Source organism: Amycolatopsis sp. NPDC114478, assembly GCF_055633805.1.
This window is the reverse complement of the sequence record NZ_JBVKDO010000046.1, coordinates 1-21034: the sequence shown is the minus strand read 5'-3', so window position 1 is coordinate 21034 and position 21034 is coordinate 1. Positions and strand designations below refer to the sequence as shown.

The 21034-nt window shown below is 70.5% G+C and carries 21 protein-coding genes and 4 pseudogenes; 12 read left to right on the top strand and 13 right to left on the bottom strand.

Annotated elements, in window-relative coordinates:
- Positions 1–20: 20 nt before the first annotated feature.
- The 4 genes and pseudogenes from ACZ7OH_RS51265 to ACZ7OH_RS51250 form a co-directional block, all read right to left on the bottom strand.
- Positions 21–143, bottom strand: a complete 123-nt coding sequence (locus ACZ7OH_RS51265) for a hypothetical protein (protein WP_470287621.1) — start codon at positions 141–143, stop codon at positions 21–23.
- A gap of 65 nt (positions 144–208) precedes the next feature.
- Positions 209–631: pseudogene (locus ACZ7OH_RS51260) on the bottom strand (Wadjet anti-phage system protein JetD domain-containing protein); the annotation flags it as partial.
- Positions 549–887, bottom strand: a pseudogene (locus ACZ7OH_RS51255) (hypothetical protein); the annotation flags it as partial. The pseudogenes ACZ7OH_RS51255 and ACZ7OH_RS51260, both read right to left, overlap by 83 nt.
- 128 nt (positions 888–1015) lie before the next feature.
- Positions 1016–1219, bottom strand: a complete 204-nt coding sequence (locus ACZ7OH_RS51250; protein WP_470287620.1) for a hypothetical protein — start codon at positions 1217–1219, stop codon at positions 1016–1018.
- 479 nt (positions 1220–1698) lie between these two features.
- On the opposite strand from ACZ7OH_RS51250, the pseudogene ACZ7OH_RS51245 reads away from it, so the two are divergent.
- The 9 genes and pseudogenes from ACZ7OH_RS51245 to ACZ7OH_RS51205 all read left to right on the top strand — a co-directional run.
- A pseudogene (locus ACZ7OH_RS51245) lies at positions 1699–2162 on the top strand (fatty acid desaturase family protein); the annotation flags it as partial.
- 457 nt (positions 2163–2619) lie between these two features.
- Positions 2620–2868 (top strand): hypothetical protein, encoded by a 249-nt coding sequence (locus ACZ7OH_RS51240; protein ID WP_470287619.1) that lies wholly within the window; start codon positions 2620–2622, stop codon positions 2866–2868.
- Between the two features lie 557 nt (positions 2869–3425).
- On the top strand, positions 3426–3638 hold the full coding sequence (locus tag ACZ7OH_RS51235) for a hypothetical protein (protein WP_470287618.1): 213 nt from the start codon (positions 3426–3428) through the stop codon (positions 3636–3638).
- A 10-nt stretch (positions 3639–3648) separates the two neighbouring features.
- Entirely contained in the window at positions 3649–4599 is a 951-nt protein-coding gene (locus ACZ7OH_RS51230; protein ID WP_470287617.1) for a hypothetical protein, read from the top strand.
- 549 nt (positions 4600–5148) lie between these two features.
- Entirely contained in the window at positions 5149–5511 is a 363-nt protein-coding gene (locus ACZ7OH_RS51225) for a DUF4389 domain-containing protein (protein WP_470287616.1), read from the top strand.
- Between the two features lie 340 nt (positions 5512–5851).
- Positions 5852–7036 (top strand): carboxylate-amine ligase, encoded by a 1185-nt coding sequence (locus ACZ7OH_RS51220; RefSeq protein ID WP_470287615.1) that lies wholly within the window; start codon positions 5852–5854, stop codon positions 7034–7036.
- A 153-nt stretch (positions 7037–7189) separates the two neighbouring features.
- Positions 7190–7525 carry a hypothetical protein gene (locus tag ACZ7OH_RS51215; RefSeq protein WP_470287614.1) on the top strand — a complete coding sequence of 112 codons (336 nt, stop codon included), beginning with the start codon at positions 7190–7192 and terminating at the stop codon, positions 7523–7525.
- 232 nt (positions 7526–7757) lie between these two features.
- Positions 7758–7925, top strand: coding sequence for a hypothetical protein (locus ACZ7OH_RS51210; RefSeq protein ID WP_470287613.1), 168 nt, complete (start codon positions 7758–7760; stop codon positions 7923–7925).
- A complete protein-coding gene (locus ACZ7OH_RS51205) occupies positions 7922–8131 on the top strand; it encodes a hypothetical protein (protein WP_470287612.1) in 210 nt (69 codons plus the stop codon). The genes ACZ7OH_RS51210 and ACZ7OH_RS51205 overlap by 4 nt, the downstream gene beginning before the upstream one ends.
- Positions 8132–8141: 10 nt before the next feature.
- On the opposite strand, the gene ACZ7OH_RS51200 is transcribed toward ACZ7OH_RS51205, so the two are convergent.
- From ACZ7OH_RS51200 to mgtA, 5 genes are all read right to left on the bottom strand, one after another.
- Positions 8142–10559: a phosphoketolase family protein gene (locus ACZ7OH_RS51200; RefSeq protein WP_470287611.1), complete on the bottom strand. Its 2418-nt coding sequence runs from the start codon at positions 10557–10559 to the stop codon at positions 8142–8144.
- A 36-nt stretch (positions 10560–10595) separates the two neighbouring features.
- Positions 10596–11216: a CBS domain-containing protein gene (locus ACZ7OH_RS51195; protein WP_470287610.1), complete on the bottom strand. Its 621-nt coding sequence runs from the start codon at positions 11214–11216 to the stop codon at positions 10596–10598.
- Between the two features lie 64 nt (positions 11217–11280).
- The gene (locus tag ACZ7OH_RS51190) at positions 11281–12399 is read right to left on the bottom strand and encodes an acetate/propionate family kinase (protein WP_470287609.1); all 1119 of its coding nucleotides are present in this window, start codon (positions 12397–12399) and stop codon (positions 11281–11283) included.
- Positions 12400–12451: 52 nt separating this feature from the next.
- Positions 12452–13609 carry an SPFH domain-containing protein gene (locus tag ACZ7OH_RS51185; protein ID WP_470287608.1) on the bottom strand — a complete coding sequence of 386 codons (1158 nt, stop codon included), beginning with the start codon at positions 13607–13609 and terminating at the stop codon, positions 12452–12454.
- 376 nt (positions 13610–13985) lie between these two features.
- On the bottom strand, positions 13986–16664 hold the full coding sequence (mgtA, locus tag ACZ7OH_RS51180) for a magnesium-translocating P-type ATPase (RefSeq protein ID WP_470287607.1): 2679 nt from the start codon (positions 16662–16664) through the stop codon (positions 13986–13988).
- 239 nt (positions 16665–16903) lie between these two features.
- Between mgtA and ACZ7OH_RS51175 the strand changes: the two genes are divergently transcribed.
- Positions 16904–17029, top strand: coding sequence for a hypothetical protein (locus tag ACZ7OH_RS51175; RefSeq protein WP_470287606.1), 126 nt, complete (start codon positions 16904–16906; stop codon positions 17027–17029).
- A gap of 82 nt (positions 17030–17111) precedes the next feature.
- Here the strand turns inward: ACZ7OH_RS51175 and ACZ7OH_RS51170 are convergent, their stop codons facing one another.
- Both ACZ7OH_RS51170 and ACZ7OH_RS51165 read right to left on the bottom strand, forming a co-directional pair.
- On the bottom strand, positions 17112–17585 hold the full coding sequence (locus ACZ7OH_RS51170; RefSeq protein ID WP_470287605.1) for a DUF5994 family protein: 474 nt from the start codon (positions 17583–17585) through the stop codon (positions 17112–17114).
- A 76-nt stretch (positions 17586–17661) separates the two neighbouring features.
- The gene (locus ACZ7OH_RS51165) at positions 17662–17877 is read right to left on the bottom strand and encodes an RGCVC family protein (protein WP_470287604.1); all 216 of its coding nucleotides are present in this window, start codon (positions 17875–17877) and stop codon (positions 17662–17664) included.
- Between the two features lie 246 nt (positions 17878–18123).
- Between ACZ7OH_RS51165 and ACZ7OH_RS51160 the strand changes: the two genes are divergently transcribed.
- A complete protein-coding gene (locus ACZ7OH_RS51160; RefSeq protein ID WP_470287603.1) occupies positions 18124–18798 on the top strand; it encodes a BON domain-containing protein in 675 nt (224 codons plus the stop codon).
- A 474-nt stretch (positions 18799–19272) separates the two neighbouring features.
- Here ACZ7OH_RS51160 and ACZ7OH_RS51155 read toward each other — a convergent pair whose 3' ends face one another.
- Positions 19273–19632 (bottom strand): HPF/RaiA family ribosome-associated protein, encoded by a 360-nt coding sequence (locus tag ACZ7OH_RS51155; RefSeq protein WP_470287602.1) that lies wholly within the window; start codon positions 19630–19632, stop codon positions 19273–19275.
- A 537-nt stretch (positions 19633–20169) separates the two neighbouring features.
- On the bottom strand, positions 20170–20361 hold the full coding sequence (locus tag ACZ7OH_RS51150) for a hypothetical protein (protein WP_470287601.1): 192 nt from the start codon (positions 20359–20361) through the stop codon (positions 20170–20172).
- A gap of 320 nt (positions 20362–20681) precedes the next feature.
- On the opposite strand from ACZ7OH_RS51150, the pseudogene ACZ7OH_RS51145 reads away from it, so the two are divergent.
- Positions 20682–21034: pseudogene (locus tag ACZ7OH_RS51145) on the top strand (AI-2E family transporter); the annotation flags it as partial.

The window sequence follows — 21034 nt, the reverse complement described above, 5'->3', positions numbered from 1 at the left end:
CGCGGCTGGTCCGGCGCCGGTCAGTGGTGTCGCCGGGCGGTCTGCTGGATGGCGGCGTACGAGATGCGCTCCTGTTCCAGCCGGTCGGGCTCGCCGACCCGGCGACGCTCGTGGGCGAGGAGCGTAGCCCGGTCCATGACCATGGACCGGGCACCTTCGGACGAGCGGCGCACCTGTTCAGGATTGCGAAGCCGTTCTTGCCGGCCCGCCACCGGAGGGGCTGCAGCCGGGATGCCGGGTATCCGTCACCGAAGATCACGATCGCGTTCTCGATGGCAGGGAACGCCAGGTAGGTGATTTCGTTCTCCACGAAGAACACCGTGTGCTCCGCAGGCGGCGCGGCCGCCAGCTCGGACACTCGCACGGCGAGCTCGCTGAATCCGGGACCGTCGGACAAGCGGCGAAACCGGACGTAAGCGGGTTTTCCGGAAGAGGTACCGGCCGATGAAATCCGAAGATGGTCTGCTGCGGTGCTCCGGGAGCAGGCAGTCCAGCAACGCCGCCGGCATGGTGCCGAACCGTTCGATGAACTTGGTGCCGACGCCGGGTACGTCGATCTGCCGGACGTACATGTCAGGACGCGCGTACGCGCCGATCCACAAGGCGGTGTCAACGAAACGGAACCATTCATCCCGGTGGCCGGGCACTGCCATCGGCTTGGTGCACATCCAGTCGGCTATGGCGGCACTGGAGGAAGCCGCGCGCGTGAGGACGGAACTGCTGCGCCGTTTCGCAGCGACACCGCCTCGGCGATCCCCGTCCCGACCCGCCGGACCGTGGCGAACCTGCTCGACGCGTCGGCCCGACGGCGGGCCGGCCGTCAGCGACGCCTTGGCGTCCAGCGCGCCGAAGACGAAGCACGCCGGGAGCAGGAGCCGGCCGACCACGACGCCGCCGTCGCGTTGCTCACCGATGGATACCGCTCGGTCGAGGCGTTCGACGAAGCCGGGTTTTGCGACCGTGCGTTGGCCGCAGCGCGGTCAGGCACGCCGTGAAGGCCGCCCCTGGCCGGTGCTCACCCGGGTTGCAGGCCGGGAGGCGCCGCCGACGGTGGCTCGGCGATCCCGTCGGCGGCTTCGAGCCCGAGAGTCGCGAGCAGCAGCGCACAGTCGCCGGCGTCCTTCGCCGCCGATGCCACCACCCGGGCACCGTGGTAACGCTGGTCGCGGGTGAGGTCGAACGTGGTCTCCTCGAGTGGTGGGACCGCGACGCGCCTCATCGGCGCAGGGACAGGGGTGAGGAAATCGGTCCTCGAGATAGCGCAGTGGTCATCGGATCCTCCGCCGGTATCGGCCGCTTCCGGGGCACCGCCGGGGGCTGGGGCGGGACGCGCGCCGGCGGCTGACGCGGCGTCAGCGCAGCCGGACCGCCCAGCATAACCGAACGATGGCGCCCCGAACGGGGCGAAGCCGGTGCCTGATTCCGCCCGGACCACCGGCCTCGATGACCACTTCACAGATCGGCGAACCTACGCTGGACAATCCGTGCCCGTATCCCGGGGAGGTCAGCGCCCACGCCTCGGCGGAGGGCGTCCAATTCCTTGCCGATCTGTTCCGGCTCGAGCTCGGTGATCACCGAGCGCATCTCCTCGGATTGACGAGGGTGTCACGATCCACGGCAAAGTGCTCACTGTTCGCCGGCTGGTTCCCGCCCGCGTGGTTCGGCGGGGTTGCCGCGCTCCGGCCGCTGGTGGCCCCGAAGCTGCGCAAGACTGCCCAACAGGCAGGGAAGGACTACGTCATCTTCTCGTTGCTCACCGGTCCGCAGGCACCGCTGACCCCGACCGCGAACGCCCGCGCCAACCTGATCCGCTGCCTCCGGGCATTCGCGATCATCTTCTGCGGTGACTTCCCCGAAGACCCCGAAGCGTTCACCCAGGAGGAAAGCGAGACGAGAGCCGCGGGAAGTGGTACCTGCGGCAGACGCCCGGCTCGGCGAACATCACCGGGAACCTGTTGTTCCACCTGGGGTCGGACATCTCGGCCACCAGGTCGAGCACCACCTCTTCCCGGACCTGCCCGCGCGCCGCTACCCGCGGATCGTCCCGGAAGTGCGCGAGTCTGCGAACGGCACAACCTGCCGCACCACACGGGGTCCTTGTCCCGTCAGTTCGGCTCGGTGTCCGGAAGATCTTCCGCCTGGCCGTGCCTTGGGCAGCGTAGCGACAACGCGCGGCAGGGACCGCTCCGCCGTGCGCGCGTCCTGTTGTCCCCGATGGACGGCGGGGCTCCGGAGCGAAGTTCGACCCGGCAGACCGCCAGGCTTGACCGGGATCATCGCCGGGTCGTGAGGTATGGCCCGGGATCGCCGCCGGCGCGGGCGCCGTTGTCGAGCCAGCGGAGGAAACCGCTCCGGTCGCGGCGCTCGATTTCGTCGAGGTAGTCCTGCCGGCGCTGGACCAGGCGACGGCGGGCCTGTGTGTCCTGGCCCGACGAGTAGCTGATCGCCGAGGTCTGGGGCGTCGTCCTCGACCTCAGCCGCCTACGCGGCCACGGCCAACGGTGACAAGCGAACCACCCGGCTGGCGCTGCCGGCCCGGGAGGATTGCCGCGTACGCTGGGTCACCGCCCCGGACCCCGGCGAAGAGTCCCTCAACCGCAGACCGAATCGGGGTGTGCCGTGGAATCACCACTGGACGATCTGGCCGACGACTACCCGGTGGGCTGGGTACTGACCTACCGGCGCCGCCGGACGCCCGGCCCGCCGTCGGGCAGCTGCTCGGCCGGCGTGGTTCTCGGACCGCCCGTTCGGGACGCGTGCAGCGGCCTCGAATCCATCCCGCTCGCCTCGCTCGGCGACGGATCCACGGTCTGGGTCCCGGATCGGGACGTCATCGGCATTGCGCCCCGCCGGGTCCCTGCCGGCTGACTACTTTCCTCAAAGGACGTTCGCGTGCGAACCACCGGCCTGGCTGAGGACGGCGTACCCGGGCCAGAACCGGACCGCTCGAGTGGGCGGGGTGGCGCCACGAGCGGCCCACACGTGTCCGGCAGGGCGTCGCAACAGTTTGGTGAGCGTGTCTCCGGTGCCGCCGTCCGCGAGTGCGGACGTGAAGGGCCGGCAGGAGGACGGCGATGATGGCGCCGGGCTCACGTGAATCTGCACAAGCATTGGCGGATCCATCGCTTCTTTGCCGTAGTCGTTGGGAGGCAACGGTTTGGGGTTCGGCTGTTCAGCGGAGCAATGATCTGTTCGGGCTCACTAATCTCTTTGTGAGAATGTGTCTCGTCCCGGACCCCGGCGGTGCACGATTCCCCTTTGTGGAATTCCGGAGGTCGCATCATGGGTGTGCGTCTGCACTGGGTGTTCACGCACGGTAAAGTCCATCGAGACGGGCCGGTGCGACGGTGGGCGATGACGGGCGCCCGCGTGGTTCGGCGGCTCCCGCTGCCGGTTGCCGGCGGACATCCTGAGAAGAGCACGGCGTGAGCGCCGGGGAACCGCGGGACCATCAGGTACGACCGGGCGACCACGACGGCGACGAACCCGGGCTGGGCGGCGCGCTGGTCCTGACCGGTGTTCTCGCCGCCGCCAAGATCGCGGAGGTCACCGCCGGGGTCGTGCTGTCCGCGGCCGGGGTGCTGAGCGGTGCGGACATTCCGCCGGGGCGTGCGAACGCCGCGCCCGGCGGAGAGTGAGCAGGCCACCGTGGCCATCCCGCCGCCTGCCGACCACCCGCGCGGCGTCAGGATCGGAGCGGCCGACGTCGGCAGGCTCGAGGGCGCCACCCGGGAGTTCCGGGCGCTGGACTACCGGCACGGGGGCGGATCGTGCCGCGACGCCGTGCAGTTGCTGCTGCCCTATGCGGAGCTGATGTTGCTCGGTGTGGTGCCGGAAAATGTGGCGTCCCGGTTGTGTACCGCGGTCGCCGATCTGCACAACTTGTTCGGTTGGGCGAGTTTCGACGAAGGCAGGCCGGGGGTGGCGCTCGCTGCGTTCGGGCGGGCTTTGGAGCTGGCGGACATCGTCGGCGATGACGAGCTGGTGGCCAATGTCCGTTATCGGATCGGCCGGCTGCATCTGCACTACGACGCTGTCGAGGAGGCGGCGAACCAGTTCGAACGCGGGCAGGCGGCGGCGGACCGGACGAACTCCATGCTCGCCCGTGCGATTCTGTCGGCCAACCTGGCGTGGGTGCAGGCGAGGCGGGGTGCCGCGGCTGCGGCACTGGCGCTGCTCGACACGGCGAAGGACGAGTTCGCCTCCGCCGGCCCGGCCCGGCCGCCGTGGTCGGCGTTCTTCGGTGAGACGGATCTGGCGGCGATGATCGGGACCGTGCACGTCGAACTGGCCCTGAACGTAGATGTCCGCTATGGCGGTGCGGCGATCGACTCGCTCACCACCGCGGTGAACGGGTACGGGCCGGCGATGTCGCGGAGCCGGTCTTTGACGCAGATCTGGCTCGCGACCGGGTATGCGCTGGTGGGGGAGCTCGGCCGGGCCGTCCGGATCGGCGGGACGGTGATCGAGGCTGCCGCCGGAATGCGGTCGGAGCGGACGAAGCAGCGGATGTCGCCGCTCGCCGCGGCCGTCGCCCGGTATCCCGGCAACGCCGATGCGCGCGACATCGTCGACCGGATCGATCGGCTGCGCGGGTGATCGCGTCAGTTGAGTCCTGGGTCGGCGGGTACGACGCCCTGGGTCTGCGGGTCCGCCGGGGCGCACACACGGCAAAACGTGAAGAACGGCCGTTGCCCTGCACGGGATATCCTCGCAGCCGACCCGGCTAGTCGGATCAACCGGCCGTGCTGCTCGTCGATCAGCCAGCGTGCCACCACTCAGACGTCATCGCCGCTCACGAGCCTCATATGAGAGCCGGAGTGCGCACCAGCGCACTATCCGGCCGATGCTGGGCCGCGCAAAACGCCCGCGCGATGACCGACGTCGAGCGCTTCCGTCGACCATCGATATCCCACACCTCGCGCCACCGCCGCCGCGACAAGGACGCTGCCGAACCCACGGCGCCGGTAGCAGTCCTCGACCCGAACCGGACCGATCACGCCGCGCCGGTCAACGCTGCACAACCTCACGTCGAGGTTACCGACCTGCGGACTGCGCATCTGCAACACGCCCTTCAGCTTCGGCGAAGAACCCGGCTACCCGGCCACCCTGAGCGTCGAATACCCCGAGCGGCTCTCACGCGGGCTCGTGCTCGTCAAATGGTGGCTGCTGGCCCTCCCGCACTACCTCGTCCTCGCCATCCTGATCGGCGGCGGAACCGGCGCCGCGTGGGGACTCGACGACCGCAGCTGGGCCTGGGGCGGCAGCCTCGTCGGCCTGTTCGTGCTGATCGCGGCGATCGTCCTGACGTTCACCGGCCGCTATCCCCGCCCGCTGTTCGACTTCATCGTCGGCATCCAGCGCTGGGGCCTGCGGGTCGCCGTCTACGCCGCACTGATGACCGACCAGTACCCGCCGTTCCGCCTCGATGGCGGCGGCGAGGAACCCGGCGGACCCGAGCCCGTGCAGCCCACCGAGACACCGGTGCCCGCGGGCCACGCGGGTCCGTGACGAAGCGGACCGGCTTACGCCGGGGTCATCGACTTCCGCCGGGACCGTCCCGGAACAGTCCGATGTGGACGTCCATTCAGGACGCCCTGCCCGGCTCGGATCGGCGTCGGGGTCAGGTACGGACCTGGATCGCCGCCGGCCGGCGCTCCGCTGTCGGGCCGGCGGAGGAACCCGCTGCGGTCCGTCGTTCGATTCGTCGAGCGGCCCCTTCCGCTGGCCACTCGTTCCGGAGGCCCGTGGAAGAGGCCGAAAGTTCCACGACGGGTGACCAGCGACCCTTTTCCGGCGAAGGCGGACCAGCGACACTCGAAAGGATCCGACCGAGGAACGGAGCCGGGCCGTGCGCGTGCGACTTTCGCTGCCGGAAAAGGACCAACTCACCATCGGGGTAGAGGAGGAATTCGTCCTCGCCGACCCGGTGACCGGCTGGGCGGCGCTCGCGGCACCCCGAGTGCTGGAGCTGCTCGACGGCGAACCCGCGGTGATGCCGGAGTTCCTGCGCTTCCAAATCGAAACCGCCACCGGGATCCGCACCGGCCTCGACGAGATCCGGGCCGACCTGCTCGGCTTGCGCGGGCTCGTGGCGGACGCCGCCGGCCAAGCCGGCTGCCTGGTGCTGGCGTCCGGGACACCGCCGTGCGGCGACCTGCCGGGGCTGCCCGGCGTCACCGCCGAACCCCGGTACCGCGCGTTGGCCGCCCGGTACCCCGCACTCGTCCCGGCAGCGGGCACGTGCGCCTGTCACGTGCACATCGGCGTCCCCTCCCCGGCGCTCGGCGTCCGGGTCCTGGCCGGGCTGCGCCCCTGGCTCGCCCCGCTCCTCGCGATCAGCGCGAACTCGCCGTTCGCCCACGACGCGGACTCCGGGTGGGCCAGCGGGCGGTACCCGCTGTGGTCGCGCTGGCCGACCGCGAAACCCCCACTGGACTGGGCGGACCCGGCCGCCTACGCCGCGAGCGTCGACGCCGCGGTACGCCGTGGTGACGCGATGGACGCCCACGGCGTCTACTTCTACGCCCGGCTTTCGCCGAAGCACCCGACGGTCGAGATCCGGATCGCGGACGTCGGCTTGACCGCCGAAGACGCGGTGCTGCTCGCGGGCCTGGTCCGCGCCCTCGTGGTCACGATCCTCGCGGAGGCCCGGGCCGGCGTCGCAGCCCGGCCGGTCCGCACTTCGCTGGTCGTCGCGTCGCTCGCCGCTGCGGCGCGCGACGGCTACCCCGGCCACGGCGTCGACCCCTTCACCGGCGAATCCCTCCCGCAGCACCTGCTGGTCGGCCGGCTCCTGGAGTACGTCCGGCCGGCCTTGCGGGCCACCGGGGACCTCGCGACGATCGACCGGCGGCTCGCCGTAGTCCGAGCCGGGGAAACGGGCGCAGCGCGCCAGCGCGCGCTGTTCGCGGAGACAGCATCCCCGGCCGTGTTCGTGGCGAAGCTGGCATCGGCCACCCTCGCCGGGACGGGCACGTCCGGCCTCCCCGGTCCGCCTCCGGCGCAACGACCGGCCGCCGCCCGCGGCGGCTGATCCGCTCCACCGGGCGCCCGAGCCTGCCTGCGGGCCCCCGAAGGCGTCTTGAGGGGTCCCTCATCCGGGGGATTCTTCCTGGTAGGTGGCGTAACGCGCCTAGGCTGTCCGGACCGCCCCGGACCTCGGCGCGTCCGCCGTTCCATGCCCTGTGTGGAGCGCCCAGCGTACGAGGGGAAGACGATGGCGGCCGGGAACCCGAACCGCGTCGCGCCGACGGGCCAAGGTGGCCGCCGCCCGCCGCGACGGCAGATCGCGTTCAGCGTCGGGAGCTGGCGCGTCACATACACCGGAACGGATCCACGCTCGCCGCGCACCGGGATCCTTGCCGGCCGGCCCGAGTTCGGCGCCCTGGGCGTCCGTGTCCCCGTCATCGCCGACGACGGCCCCGCTGCCTCGGTGTGCTGGATCGACGACCGGGACGTCATCGCCGTGACCGCACCACCGGCAGACGAACCACCAGGTGGAGGCCGGGACCCGTGCCCGTGATGGATCGCGCACTGGTGCGGTCGGCGATGGCGGGTGACCCCACCGCGACGGACACGCTGCTGCGTCTCGGACGGCCCGCCGTGCTCACCGGGTGGACCGGACGGGCTATCCTCGGTGGTGTCCGCCCCGGACCTCGGCGGGTGCCACCCCGAAGTGGCCGAACCGGGCGGAGGGCCGCGATGATCACTGCGACACCGAGAGCGCCCGCCTCGCCGTGCGGCGAGCTCCGCCGATGACTCTCCTTGTGTGGCTCGTGCTGCCCGTCGCCACGCCGGTCGGCCTCATCCTGGCGACGCTGGCCCTGCAGCGCTGGGAGGACAGCATCCTGCCGGCGTTCTCCACCGGCGAGCGGAGGGTTCCCGCCGAACCGGGCCACCCTCTCGTGTCTCCGCGCCGATGAGGCAGCCGAAGGTGGCCCCGCGGCAGGAGCCGGACCCGTTCGCGCTCAGCCGCGAGCAACGCCGGCGTGGTGCCCGCGTGGTCGCCTCCTCGGCGGACGACGCCGACGACTGCGCCACGCTGCTCGCCATCTTGGGGCTGAACCCCGCCGACGGTCTTGCGGGGCCCGACGGCGAGACCCGGACCGTCCGGCCCGTCCCGAGCTGAACCCGCCCGGTCAGCCGGCCCAGGTCCAGGCCCGGATCTCGGGCATGTCCTCGAAGTGTTCGCGGATGTAGCCGTGGTGGCGGGCGAGCATGGCGTCGCAATGCCGCGCCAGCGCCGCGCCTCCTTCGGGCACCCGGGCGGACCTGCGCAGTGCTTCCAGGACGAGGTGGTAGCGGCTCATCCGGTTGAGCACGACCATGTCGAACGGCGTGGTGGTGCTGCCCTGCTCGGTGTAGCCGCGGACGTGGAACCGGCCGGGGCCGGGGCGGCCGTGCAGCAGCTGGTGCACCGCCCGGGGGTAGCCGTGGAAGGCGAACACGACATCGGCGCCGGCGGTGAAAAGCCGTTCGAACTTCCGGTCACCGAAGCCGTGCGGGTGGTCGCCGGGCGGGAGCAGGCCCATCAGGTCGACCACGTTGACCACCCGTACCCGCAGATACGGGACGTAGTCGCGCAGCAGCCGGGCGGCGGCCAATACCTCCAAGGTCGGCACGTCACCGGCCGCGGCGAGCACGATGTCGGGCTCCTCGTCGGCCGTTTCGGTGCCGGCCCAGTCCCATGTGGACGCTCCGGCGGCGCAGTGCGCGGCCGCTTCCTCGAGGTCGAGGTACTGCAGGTGCTCCTGCTTGTCGGCGACGATCAGGTTGACGTGGTCACGGCTGCGCAGGCAGTGCTCCGCCACTGACAGCGTGGTGTTGGCGTCCGGCGGGAACCAGACGCGCACGACCCCGGGCGCGAGCGGGATGGCGATGTCGATCAGGCCCGGCCCCTGGTGCGAGAAACCGTTGTTGTCGTTGCGCCAGCAGGTCGAGGTCAGCAGCACGTTGAGCGACGCGACCGAGCGCCGCCAGGGCAGGTCCGCGGCGTGCTGCAGCCACTTGGCGTGCTGGACCAGCATCGACGCCGACACCATCGCGAACGCTTCGTAGGTCGCGAACAGGCCGTGCCTGCCCGAAAGCAGGTAGCCCTCCAGCCACCCCTGGCACAGGTGCTCCGAGAGCACCTCCATGACCCGGCCCTCGGGTGAGACGTGGTCGTCGGTGGTGAGGATCGGTGCCTGCAGGCACCGATCGGTGGCCTCGAAGACGGCGCCGAGCCGGTTGCTTGCCGTTTCGTCCGGGCAGAACAGCCGGAACGTGCCGCCGCCGTCGGACTCCCGGGTACTGGCGCGGTAGAGGTCACGCAGCAGCTCACCGAGCGGGCGGGTGTTGCCGTGGTGCAAGATTCCGGGCGCCGGCACGGCGACGGCATACGGTGCCACAGCGGGGATGTCGAGGCGCTTCAGCAGCCGGCCGCCGTTGGCGTACGGGCCGGCGGACATCCGCTTGTCCCCCACGGGAGCGAGCGCGGCCAGCTCCGGGACGAGCCGGCCGGCGGCGTCGAACAAGCTCTCCGGGTCGTAGGACCGCAGCCACCTCTCGAGCAGCCGGAAATGTCCGGCGTCCTCGCGGACCTGCGTCAGGGGCACCTGATGCGCCCGGAACGTGCCTTCGATCGCGATGCCGTCCACGACGTCCGGCCCGGTCCAGCCCTTCGGGGTCCGCAGGACGATGGCCGGCCAGCGGACCGGCCGGAACGGCTCGGCCGAGCCGGTGCGCGCCCGCCGCTGGTTGTCCCGGATCCGGTCGTGGGCGGCGGTGAGAGCGGCGTGCAGTTCGGTGAACACGGCGGCGGGGTCGTCGCCGGACACGAGAACCGGATCCCAGCCCTGCGCGGTGAGCAACCCGAGCACGTCGGTGTCGTCGGCCCGGCCGAGCACCGTCGGGCCGGAGATCTTGTACCCGTTGAGATGCAGGATCGGCAGCACCGCGCCGTCACGCCGGGCGTTGAGGAAAGCGGGGATCTTCCAGGACGCCGCCAGCGGCCCGGTCTCCGCTTCGCCGTCCCCGACCACGCAGGCCACCACCAGATCCGGGTGGTCGAACGCGGCGCCCGCGGCGTGGGCGAGGGCGTAACCGAGCTCGCCGCCCTCGTGGATGCTGCCGGGCGTCTGAACGCCGACGTGGCTCGGCACGCCACCGGGCGTGGAGAACTGCCGCACCAGCCTCCTCAGCCCGGCGACGTCGGCCGAGACGCCGGGGTAGACCTCGCCGTAGGTGCCTTCGAGGTAGACGTTCGCGAGCAGAGCCGGTCCGCCGTGGCCGGGACCAGCGACGTAGACGCAGTCGACGCCGGTGTCGCGGATGAGCCGGTTGAGCAGGGTGTAGACCATCGACAGCCCCGGGCTGGTGCCCCAGTGCCCGAGCAGGCGCGGCTTGATGTCCTCCACCGAGAGGCTCTCGCGCAGCAGTGGGTTGTCCTGCAGGTAGATCTGGGCGACGGTCAGGTAGTTCGCCGCGGCCCACCACCTCAGATCCAGGTCCCGGTCGTGCTCGCTGTACGGCGAGGTCGTGGTCGTGGTGTCGGTGAGGGTCGTGGACTGCGGCATCGCCGTGGCCTTCCGGAAGCGGATCGGACCGGCCGGTCAGCCGGTCGAGCTCGTGCCGGTCACGCGCACCGCGGTCACGCCGGGCACCGCCTGCGCCAGCACGGTCGCGACATGCCGGTCGGTCTCGTCGTCGAACGCGTCCACGACCTCGACCGCGCCGTCGTGCACCTCGACGGTCCAGCGCCGCGGCCCGCCGTAGATCGACAGCTGGTGCCGGACGTCCGTCGAGATGACCGCGTCGTCCCGGGCGAGCGCCCGGACGAGGTCTCGCCGGGTGACGATGCCGACGACGTGGCCGCCGTCGACGATCGGCATGCTGCGGATGCGGTCTTCGAGCAGGACCCGCACCAGGTCGACCACGTCGGTACCGGCGCCCATCCCGACGGCCGGGGTGGTCATCACCCCGCCCACGGTCCCGGCCGGCGGCGTCGACGGGTCTTCCGGGCCGACGCCGGCGCCGTTGCGGCACCGCGCGTCGCGCGGGAACCGGTCGCGGATGAGGTCCGCTTCGGTCACCACACCGATCAGCCGGCCGTCGGCGTCGAGGACCGGGAGCGCGGTGAAGCCGTGGGCGGACAACAGGTTCGCGGCGTACTTCACCGTCATGTCCGGAGTCACCGAGACGACGGGGCTGCTCATGATGTCACGTGCTTGCATCGAAGACCTCCTTCGTCCGTCCTGACGCTAGGGGCGCGGCCGCCCGGTGCGCTGCGGCCGTTCGTCACCGATCGCGAGGTCCTCCGGCACCCGCCGCTCGGGCGGCCATCGCGAGAGTCGTCTGCCGGGCGATCTCCAGCCCCTCGCGCGCGGACACGACCAGTACCCGCACGGGCTCGTGCTCCAGGCCGACCTGCCGATCGCCTTCGACGGCCAGGCGCCGGGAATCGGTCCGGACCCCGAAGACCCCCAGCCGTCCGCAGAGTTCGGCCAGCAGGGCCGGCTGGTGTTCCGCGACGCCGCCGGTGAACACCAGTGCGTCCAGGCGGTCGAGGGACGCCACCATCGAGCCGATCTCCCGGCGCAACCGGTGCAGATAGACCTCGATCGCGGTGCGGGCGTCCGGGTCGCCGCGCTCCCGCGCGGCCAGCACGTCCCGCACGTCGCCGCCGGTGCCGGTCATCCCGGCCAGGCCGCTCCCGCGGTCGAGCGCGTCGTCGAGCCCGGCAGCGTCGGTGACGCCGGATCGCAGCAGGTACAGGAGCAGGCCGGGGTCGACGCTGCCGGAGCGGGTGGCCATCACCGCCCCCTCCAGCGGGGTGAAGCCCATCGACGTATCGACACCGTGGCCGTCGCGGACAGCGGTCACCGAAACACCGGCACCGATGTGGCAGCAGACCAGCTGCAGCTCGGCGTGGTCCCGGTCGAGCAGTTCGGCCGTGCGGCCCAGGGCAGACGCGCAGGAGAGACCGTGGAAGCCGTAGCGGCGCAGTTCGTGTTCGCGAACCCAGCTCTTCGGCAGCGCGTAGTGCGCCGCGGATTCCGGCATCAGCGCGTGGAAAGCGGTGTCGAAGCACGCGTACACCGGCCCCGGCACGATCTCCGCGACCACCGCGGCCAGTTCCAGCGACAGGGGCTGGTGCAGCGGCGCCAGCGGAGTCAAGGCGGTCAGCCGCGCGGTCTCCGCGTGGTCCAGCGGCACCGGGTCGGTACTCAGGCCGCCGTGCACGAACCGCACGCCGGCCGCGTCGATCGGGTGCCGGCGGCCCACCAGGTCGGCCAGCGGCTGCCGAGCGGAGGCAGCCGAGGCGTCGCCGACCGTGGCCCGGTCGATCTCCAGGCCGTCGTCGACGACCGACAGCTTGACGCTCGACGAGCCGGGATTCACCGTCAGCACCCGCATCAGGCACCGCCTTCCGTCCGTCCCTAGTGCCGGCAACCCCGTGAAGGCGGTATCAGCCCGCGGCAGCGTGGCTGTTCGCCTTCCCCGCCGCACCCGTGGCCGGCTCCTGACCCGGGCGGTGCGCGGCAGGCTCGGAGATACCCTTCTTGACCGATTCGAGGATCGCCATCCCCTGACCGACCAGACCGGCGGCGATCTCACCGAGACCGTCACTTCCGTTGAGGACGGTGACGTGGGCACCGCTGAGCCCCAGTGCCGCTTCGCGCACGATTTGCGGAAGCTGCTCGATGATCAGCCGGTCGAGGGCCACGCGGTCGTGGGACGCGGCGGCCGCGGCCTTGACCTCCATCGCCTCGGCATCAGCGCGAGCCATCACGCGCACCTGCTCCGCCTGAGCCTCGGCAGGCCTCACGATCTCCGCGACCAGTTGCTGCTGCCGCAGCAGAGCCTCGCGCTGAGCCAGCTCGGTTCGTGCTTGGATCACTCCGCGTTGTGCCGTCGCCTGGGCCAAGGGCCCGGCCTGGGCGGCTTCGGCCTGGGCCTTGTCCACCTCGGCCTTGTACTGGGCCTGCACCACCGACGTCTGGCGCGCGTATTCCGCCTGCCTCCGCTGCGACTCCTGCGCTGCCTCGGCCGCGGCCTGGTCGGCGCGGGCCTGGGCGATCTGGGCCTCACGCTGGATCGCGGCGTTGTGCGGCGCGGCCATCGCGGCGATGTACCCGAGCTTCATGTCGTCGATCGACTGGATCTGCAACGAGTCGATGGTCAGGCCGATCTTGGCCATTTCCGCGGCCGAACCGTCGAGCACTTCGGTGGCGAGTTTCTGCCGCTCGGTGACGATCTCCTCGACGGTCATCGAGCCGACGATCGAGCGCAGGTGCCCGGCGAAGATCCGCCCGGTGAGGATCGACATCTGCTCCTGGTCGGAGAGGAACCGCTGGCCGGCGTTGACGATGCTTTCGGTGTCGTTGCCGACCTTGAACGCGATGACTGCGCGGACGTTGAGCGTGATGGCCTGCTTCGTCACACAAGTTTCGGACACTTCGGCCTCGGCCATGCTCAGCGTCAGAAACCGCACCTTCCGGAAGAACGGCATGATGAACGCGCCGTGCCCGGTGACCACCCGGAACGGTGTTTCGCCCGCCCCGCTGGTCTTGCCACCGGAGATGAGCATCGCCTCGTCGGGCGCGGGTACTCGGTAACCGAACATCATTGTTCTCCTAGCTGTGGGTGAAGGGGACGGACCAGACGATGACGTCGACAACGCGGTGTGGGCGGCACCCGACGACCAGGACGGTCGATCCCTTCGGCAGGGGCACGTCGGAGTAGGCCCGGTAGGTTTCGGTACCTCCGCGAATTTTGACCAGAACCTCGCCCGGGCCCGCCGTTCCGCGGCTCCCGACGAGCAGCACCCCGATCCGGCCAACCGGGGACGAATCCGTGTACATCGGCACTACGACTTGCCGGCGAACGCCGTGAGTGCGTGGTCCGTGTGTGTCGTCGTGCCTGCCATCGCTTGCCTCCTGGCCACACTCGAGAACGGTGTGCCGACAACCATCCTCGTCTGTCCGCCAGCGGATCACTAGTCACCGAAGTCCTTGGACGAAGGGGATTTCGGCACGTTGGCCGGGCCGGCGCCCGGATTGGTCCGCGGTGCTGAAGTAGGCGGCCCGACGGCGTAGGTGGCGGCGAGGACTGCCGGGGGGTGGCCCGGCCGGCTTGGTGCGCACGACTCGGTAGAAGATGCGCTTGCCCACCTCGACCAGGGCGAGATAGCCCAGCACCATCCCGGCCAACGCCGCGAAGAACACGCCTGGCAACGGTGAGAAACCGAGCGTGCCGGCCAGCGGGGTGGCCGGCAGCAACGCGCCGACGGTGACGACGGCGAGGGCTCCCAGGGTCAGGGGCAGGCTGGGGTGGCTGCGGAAGAACGGGATCCGCCGGGTGCGGATGGCGAAGATCACCAGGGTCTGGGTGGCCAGCGATTCGACAAACCAGCCGGTGCGGAACTGGTCCGGGCCCGAGTGGAACACCCACAACATGACGCCGAAGGTGACGAAGTCGAACACCGAGCTGAGCGGGCCGAAGAAGACCATGAACCGGCGGATGAACCCGATGTCCCAGTGGGAGGGGCGGCGGAGCTGGTCCTCGTCGACGGTGTCGGTGGGGATGGCGAGCTGGCTGGTGTCGTAGAGCAGGTTGTTGAGCAGGATCTGCGAGGGCAGCATCGGCAGGAACGTCAGGAACAGCGACGCGCCCGCGGCGGAGAACATGTTGCCGAAGTTGCTGGACGTGCCCATCAGCACGTACTTGATGGTGTTGGCGAAGATCCGCCGCCCTTCGGTGACGCCGTCGGCGAGCACGTCGAGGTCCTTCTCCAGCAGGATCACGTCCGCGGCGTCCTTGGCGACATCGGTGGCCGAGTCCACCGAGATGCCGACGTCGGCCGCGTGCAGCGCGAGCGCGTCGTTGACACCGTCGCCGAGGAACGCCACCCCGCCGCCGCTGCGCCGCTGGACGCGCACGATACGGGCCTTGTGCTCCGGGTTCACCCGGGCGAACACCGTCGTCCGCGTGATCGCGTCGGCGAGCTGGGTGTCGTCGAGACCGTCGAGTTCGGTCCCGGTCAGCGCGGCGCCGTCGCCGAGTCCGATGTCGTGGCAGACCTTCGCGGCAACCGCGGGGTTGTCGCCGGTGACGACCTTGACCGCGATGCCCAGGTCGCCCAGCCGCCGCAGGGACCGCGCGGCGTCGTGCTTGGGCGGGTCGAGGAACACCAGGAACCCGAGCAGCGTCAGGCCCTGTTCGTCCGCGGGCGCCGGTGGCTGCCCGCCGGGGAACGGCCGCACGGCCACGGCGACGACCCGGTTGCCCGCGGCGAACTCGGCGTTCAGGGCGTGCCGCGCTTCGGGCGGGACACCGGTGCAGCGGTCCAGCACGGTCTCCGGGGCACCTTTGATCACCAAGGCGGTGTGGCCCGCCGGATCGCGGAGGACCACGGAGATCATGCGCCGCTCGTGGTCGAAGGGCAGCACGCCCAGCCTCGTGTAGCCGGCCAACGCGGACCGCTGCGCCACCGAGGCCGGCGACCCCCACAGCGCCTGGTCCAGCGGGTTGCCGCCGACCGCGGCGGTGTTCTCGGTGCAGAGAAGCCCCCAGCGCAGCACTTCGTCAGGACCGCCGCCGCCCGCCGCAACGGCCCGCATGTACTCGATGCGCCCGAGGGTGAGGGTGCCGGTCTTGTCGGTGAACAGTACGTCGACGTTGCCCAGGTCCTCGATGCACACCAGCCGCTTGACCAGCACCTTGCGCCGGCTCATCCGGCGTGACCCGGCGGCGAGGCTGGTCGACACGACCGCGGGCAGCAGTTGCGGGGTGATGCCGACAGCGATCGCGAGCGAGAACAGCAACGCGTCGAAGATCGGCTTGTGCAGCACGACATTGATCGCGAAGATCGACGTCGTCAGCGCACCGGCGACGTACACCAGCAGCATCGAGAACTTCCGCAGCCCGATCTGGAACTCGGTGTCGAGCTGGTGGGTGCCCAGGCCGGCGGCGATCGCCCCGAACCCGGTGCGGGCGCCGGTCGACACCACGACGCCGGTGGCGCTGCCGGCGTGCACGACGGTGCCCATCAGCGCGCATCCGGACAGTTCGGCCAGCGCGGTGCCCTCCAGGACGGCCGCTGTGTCCTTCTCCAGCGGTAGTGATTCCCCGGTCAGCACCGACTCGTCGCATTCCAGCCCGGTGACCGACAGCAGCCGGAGGTCGGCGGGGACGACGTCGCCGAGCTTCAGCTCGACGACGTCCCCGGGTACCAGCGCGGTCACGTCCACCTGCACGGGGTGGCCGTCCCGGATCGCCACGGTCTCGTGCAGGATCTGCGCGTGCAGGGCTTCCGCGGCCTTTTCCGCGCGGTACTCGTTGACGAACCCCAGCCCGACCGAGACCGCGACGATCACCCCGATGATCACCGCGTCACTGCGCTCGCCGACGAAGGAGGACGCGACGGCGGCGACCATCAACAGCACCAGCAACGGCGACCGCAGCTGATGCCACAGCACCGGGACCAACCGCGCCCGGTGCGATGACACCGCGTTCGGCCCGTCCCGCGCCGACCGCTCGGCGACGTCGCCGGCGGTCAGCCCGTCGATCGTGACGCCGAGCGCGTCCAGGACCGCTTCAGCAGGCAAGGCCGCAGCGTGGGCGACATCGAGGGCGGGGACGGTCGGTCGCCCGGGCGCTGAGGTGGTGCGGGTGGACATGGGCGCCTCGACCTTCCCGAAGGAGATTCGAATCGGCGAACCGGCCTGCGTGGCACACCGAAATGGCGGAGGGTGCCGGGGTCCGAGGCACAAAGAGAGTGCTGCCGGGGCAGCAACGAGGAGTTCGCGGCCGCCCAGAACCACGATCAGTATATCCCTGTCGGAGCGCAAGAACCCCACTCGCGGGACTGCAACGGCTCCGTCGGCACCCACAACTGCTCCTGCGCCAACGCGAGCTCATGGCGCAGCACGTGGCCTCCGGCGGCCACGCCGTGCACCAGGACCGACTTTCCCGCCCATACCAGTATTTCCGCGACGGCTTCGGCGCGGTTCACCTCGCGCCGCTGGTGACCGTCTTCAGTTGAGGAGTAAGAAGCCTGACTGCTCGGCCGGATCTTGATCGATCGTCTCGGCGACGGCCGGTGTGGTGAACGCCGGCGGCTGTGCTCACGTCGTTCCGGTGGACGGACCGAGGGCGCCACTGGTGGTCAGGATGAGCATGGCGGAGCCGACGGCGTCCGCCGCGGCGGACGCCTTCAGCGCTCGCTCCGCCGCGGCCGGATCGACGCGGGAGGGGATCACCCGCAGGGTCAACCGGCGGATGCTCGGTCCGATCACGACGATGGTGTGCCGGTCCAGGCCGGCGAAACCCGCCAACTCCACGAGACCGGCTTCGAGTACGAGCTTCCGGGGAGCCAGGTCCCACGTTGCCGGGTTGAAGCCGATCCGGTCCACGGGGCCCGAGTCGGCGGCGAGCGCGGTGATCAGGGCGCTGAATTCCGCCACCGGCTCCCGCGAGCGTGGCCACCAGCCGTCGTCGAAGCAGCCCTTTACCGCACCCGGCGACTTCAACCGCAGCCGCCTGCCGACGGCCGGGGAGTCGACCACGGGGCCCGCGGCACTGTTCGACACGAAGGTCATGGCCGGCGCTCCTGTCGCACCTGCGGGCCGGGGACCTCGCCGGCGGGCTCGCCAGTGGCGTTCATGACGGAATCATTCATTTCCGGACGCGCATCGCCGTGGTCGCGGCTTTTTCCGGTCCGCCGGCACAGACGCAGCCGCGAGTGAACACGCTCGCCAGCGTTGCCGAACAGAACCGCCTCGCGATCACGTCGTGCGATTCCACGGAATGGGGGCACACCGCACAGACTTCTGCCGCCCGACCGTCAATTTCCGCGACAGCGGTACCTGGTCCGACATCGATCTCCGACATGCCTGATCCTCCTTTTGCCGATGGTTGACCATGCGTGCGCGGTCCGCTGATCAGATGAGGAAATCCGGGACTGGCTCGAAATTCCGGCTTCGGTCCCGGTCGCACCGAATTCGCCGGGGTCCAGGACGACACCTCCACCTTACGCCCGTGCCGGCGGGCCGGCCGCGTCGCCCGCCGGCCGAACGGCCCCGGAAGAGAGGCCGCAGGACTCTAGGCGCAGGCCGCTGGATGGAACACGGTCACTTCATGACACAGACCCGGCACAGGGCGGACCACGAGCTCGAGCGCGCGATCACCGACGAGCTGGCCTGGACCCCCAGCGTCAACGCCGAGGAGATCGGCGTGACCGTCACCGACGGCGCGGCGACGCTGTCCGGGAACGTCGGAACCTACCCCGAATCGGAAGAAGCCCTTCGCGCCGCGACCCGCGTCCACGGCATCACCGTGACCGCGGACGAGGTCGTCGTCCGGCACGCCGCCGACGCGCCGGCGGACGACGACCTCGCCCGGGAGGCCGCGATCGTCTTCGATCGCCGCACAGTGGTCGTGCCGAAGGGATCGGTGCGGGTCGAAGTCACCGACCAGGTGATCACGTTGCGCGGCACGGTGGACTGGCAGTTCCAGCGTGAGGCCGCCCGGCACGCGATGGCCACCCTGCCGGGCGTGAGCGGGATCCGGAACCTGATCACGTTGAACACCACCTCGCTCGTCCCACCGGCCGAAACCCAAGGCCGGATCGAGGCCGCGCTGCGCCGGCACGCGGCGTCGGACGCCCCGCTCGTCGAAGTCGGGGTGACCGGAAGCCACGTCACGCTCTCGGGCACGGTCTCTTCCTCGGCCGAACGCCGAGCGGTCGAACAGACCGCCTGGTTCGCCCGAGGGGTGACCGCGGTCGACAACCAGGTGACGCTCGCAGGCTGAGGCGTCACCCTCCGGCCGGCACCCGCTCCTCCCCCCCCCCGGCGGGTGCCGGCTCCTGCTCGTAATCCCCGTCTGCTCGAACGCGCCGGGGCGGCCGGCACGACCCAGCACATCCGAGAACTCGCCGCGCGGCCGGCTACACGGTGCGCTTTCCCGGCGACACCGATCTCGCGCAACGGTTGCTGTGGCCGGTCAGCGCGACCGAAAGCCGTGGCATGGACGACGGCCGCTTCGTCCGCTTCACCGCCGATCGACTCTCAGATCGGGGAGGGTCTGCCGTTGATGGCAACTGTGTGTTGTCGAGTGTGGTTGCGACAGCCCGTCCGCCCCAGCTGTGCCCCAACGAAATTGGCGAGAGATCGTTCCAATTCCGTTCGCCGAGCGGCGAGATAGCCGCCGCCCGGCATCATTCGAATGAGAACCCATGGTCGAGCTCGGAGAATCACGAAAATCCCGATCAGGAACCGGCGCGCCTCACCGCGGCTCGTCCTCCGTCATGTGGCGGATGGACTCCCCTCCCTTGCGGTGGTCCGCTCGTCCGGACTGGGTTTCGAGCACGCTTTCGAGCTTGCGGATGGCGCCGTGGCACGCCTCGTCCACCGAGCCTGCATGGTGGGTGACCGCGACCGCCTGCCTGCCTTCGGGGCGTGCCTCGATCACGCACCGCCGGTCCACGCTGGCCGCACCGGTCGAGACTTCGTCACTCAGGTGGACTTCCAGGCGGGTGATGTGGTCGCTGAAGCGCGACAGCGTCGACTGGAGTTCGGCCTCGAGCCGCTGGATCAGTTCGTCGCTGCCGTGGACGTTCTTGTCGGTGCTGATCTGAATCTGCACGTGTTGTTCCCTTCGGAGGCCGGTCTGATTCGCCGCCGACGTTCAGCGGTTCGGTGGCGTGACGACGCCGGCCACGACGACGGCGGATCGGCTTCGGTCGGCGAGGACGCGCGGGCTACATCACTCAACCGGGCGTTGTTCCCATGAGCCTACTTGTCCGGGGCCGGGAGAGCGCCGGACGACACGCTCGTTGGCCGGCGTCGGATCTGCCACGCCGAAGCCGCCCCGGCGAACGCAGAGAGTGACCATCAGTTGGTTGAGACGCGACCGAATGCGGAGGAGAAGGTGCTCCACGAGTTCGAGAAGGACGCCGCAGCAGAGTCGATCCGCACGGCCGATGCCGTGGTCGACACCGACGAACTCACCTGGCCGCCGAGCCGGCTCCCTGGTGTGCACACCGAACTGTTCCGCAGGGGCGTTTCGTTTCGATGCCGCGCTGCGCGACGGAGTCTGGCTCGACGAGATACTTTGCAGACTGGACCAGTCGACGAAGTCGAGCAGCCGGTTCGTCCGATAGCCCGGTCGATCGGCGCGGCGTCAGACCGTCGTGACCTTGCTCTTGTCGTAAAACTTCACTTCTCCCGTGGCCGGGAAGTGGACGCCGACACAGTAAACGTGAGCGTTGCCGGAGCCGAAGCTTTTGCCTTCGTCGACAACGAAGCCCATATCTTCACGGTCGAGGACCTTCACTTGCCGCGGCCCCTGTTGTTCTTCACTCGCGAACTGCATGTCGTCTCCTGTCCAAAGGGGGCCGGGTATGGCGATAGCACACTACGTGATCCCAATGCCCCACGGAATACGGAAGAGGACGGACGTCGGTGACCGCGTACCGGCCACCGAGGCCCGCCCGGCCGGGACGGCAACCGGGTGGTGCCGAACCGTCTGGCGGGAGGAGGTGTGCTGCCCGCCCCGGCTGTGGCGGAGCCGGCGACGCCGAAACGCCCCGGGTCGACCGCCGCGTCGGCTCGGCCGCTACCGGCGAGCCCAGGGACCTTCCCCGTAAGGTCCGTGCCGGAACGGGTCGTGACACCACGGAAAGGCCGACGCGCATGACAGCCGATCAGCCGGTGAGCCAGGAGAGCGAATCCTCCGCGGAGGTCCTGTCGGCGGTTCCCTACGGACTCCGGGTCGCGGCCGCCGTCTGCTGGCGCGCGCTGGTCGTCGCGGGGGCCGTGACCGTCGTGGGCTTCCTGGCGGTCAAGCTGGCCTCCGTGGTGGTGCCCGTCGCAGTCGCCCTGTTGCTGGCCGGTCTGTTCTCGCCTGCCGTTTCCTGGCTGACGCGCAAGAAGGTCCCGCGCGGGCTCGCCACCGCGATCGTGCTCGTCGTGGGCATCGCGGTGGCCGGCGGCGTTGTCACGTTCGTGGTCATCACCGTCACCGTGGGCATGCCCGGGCTGATCGA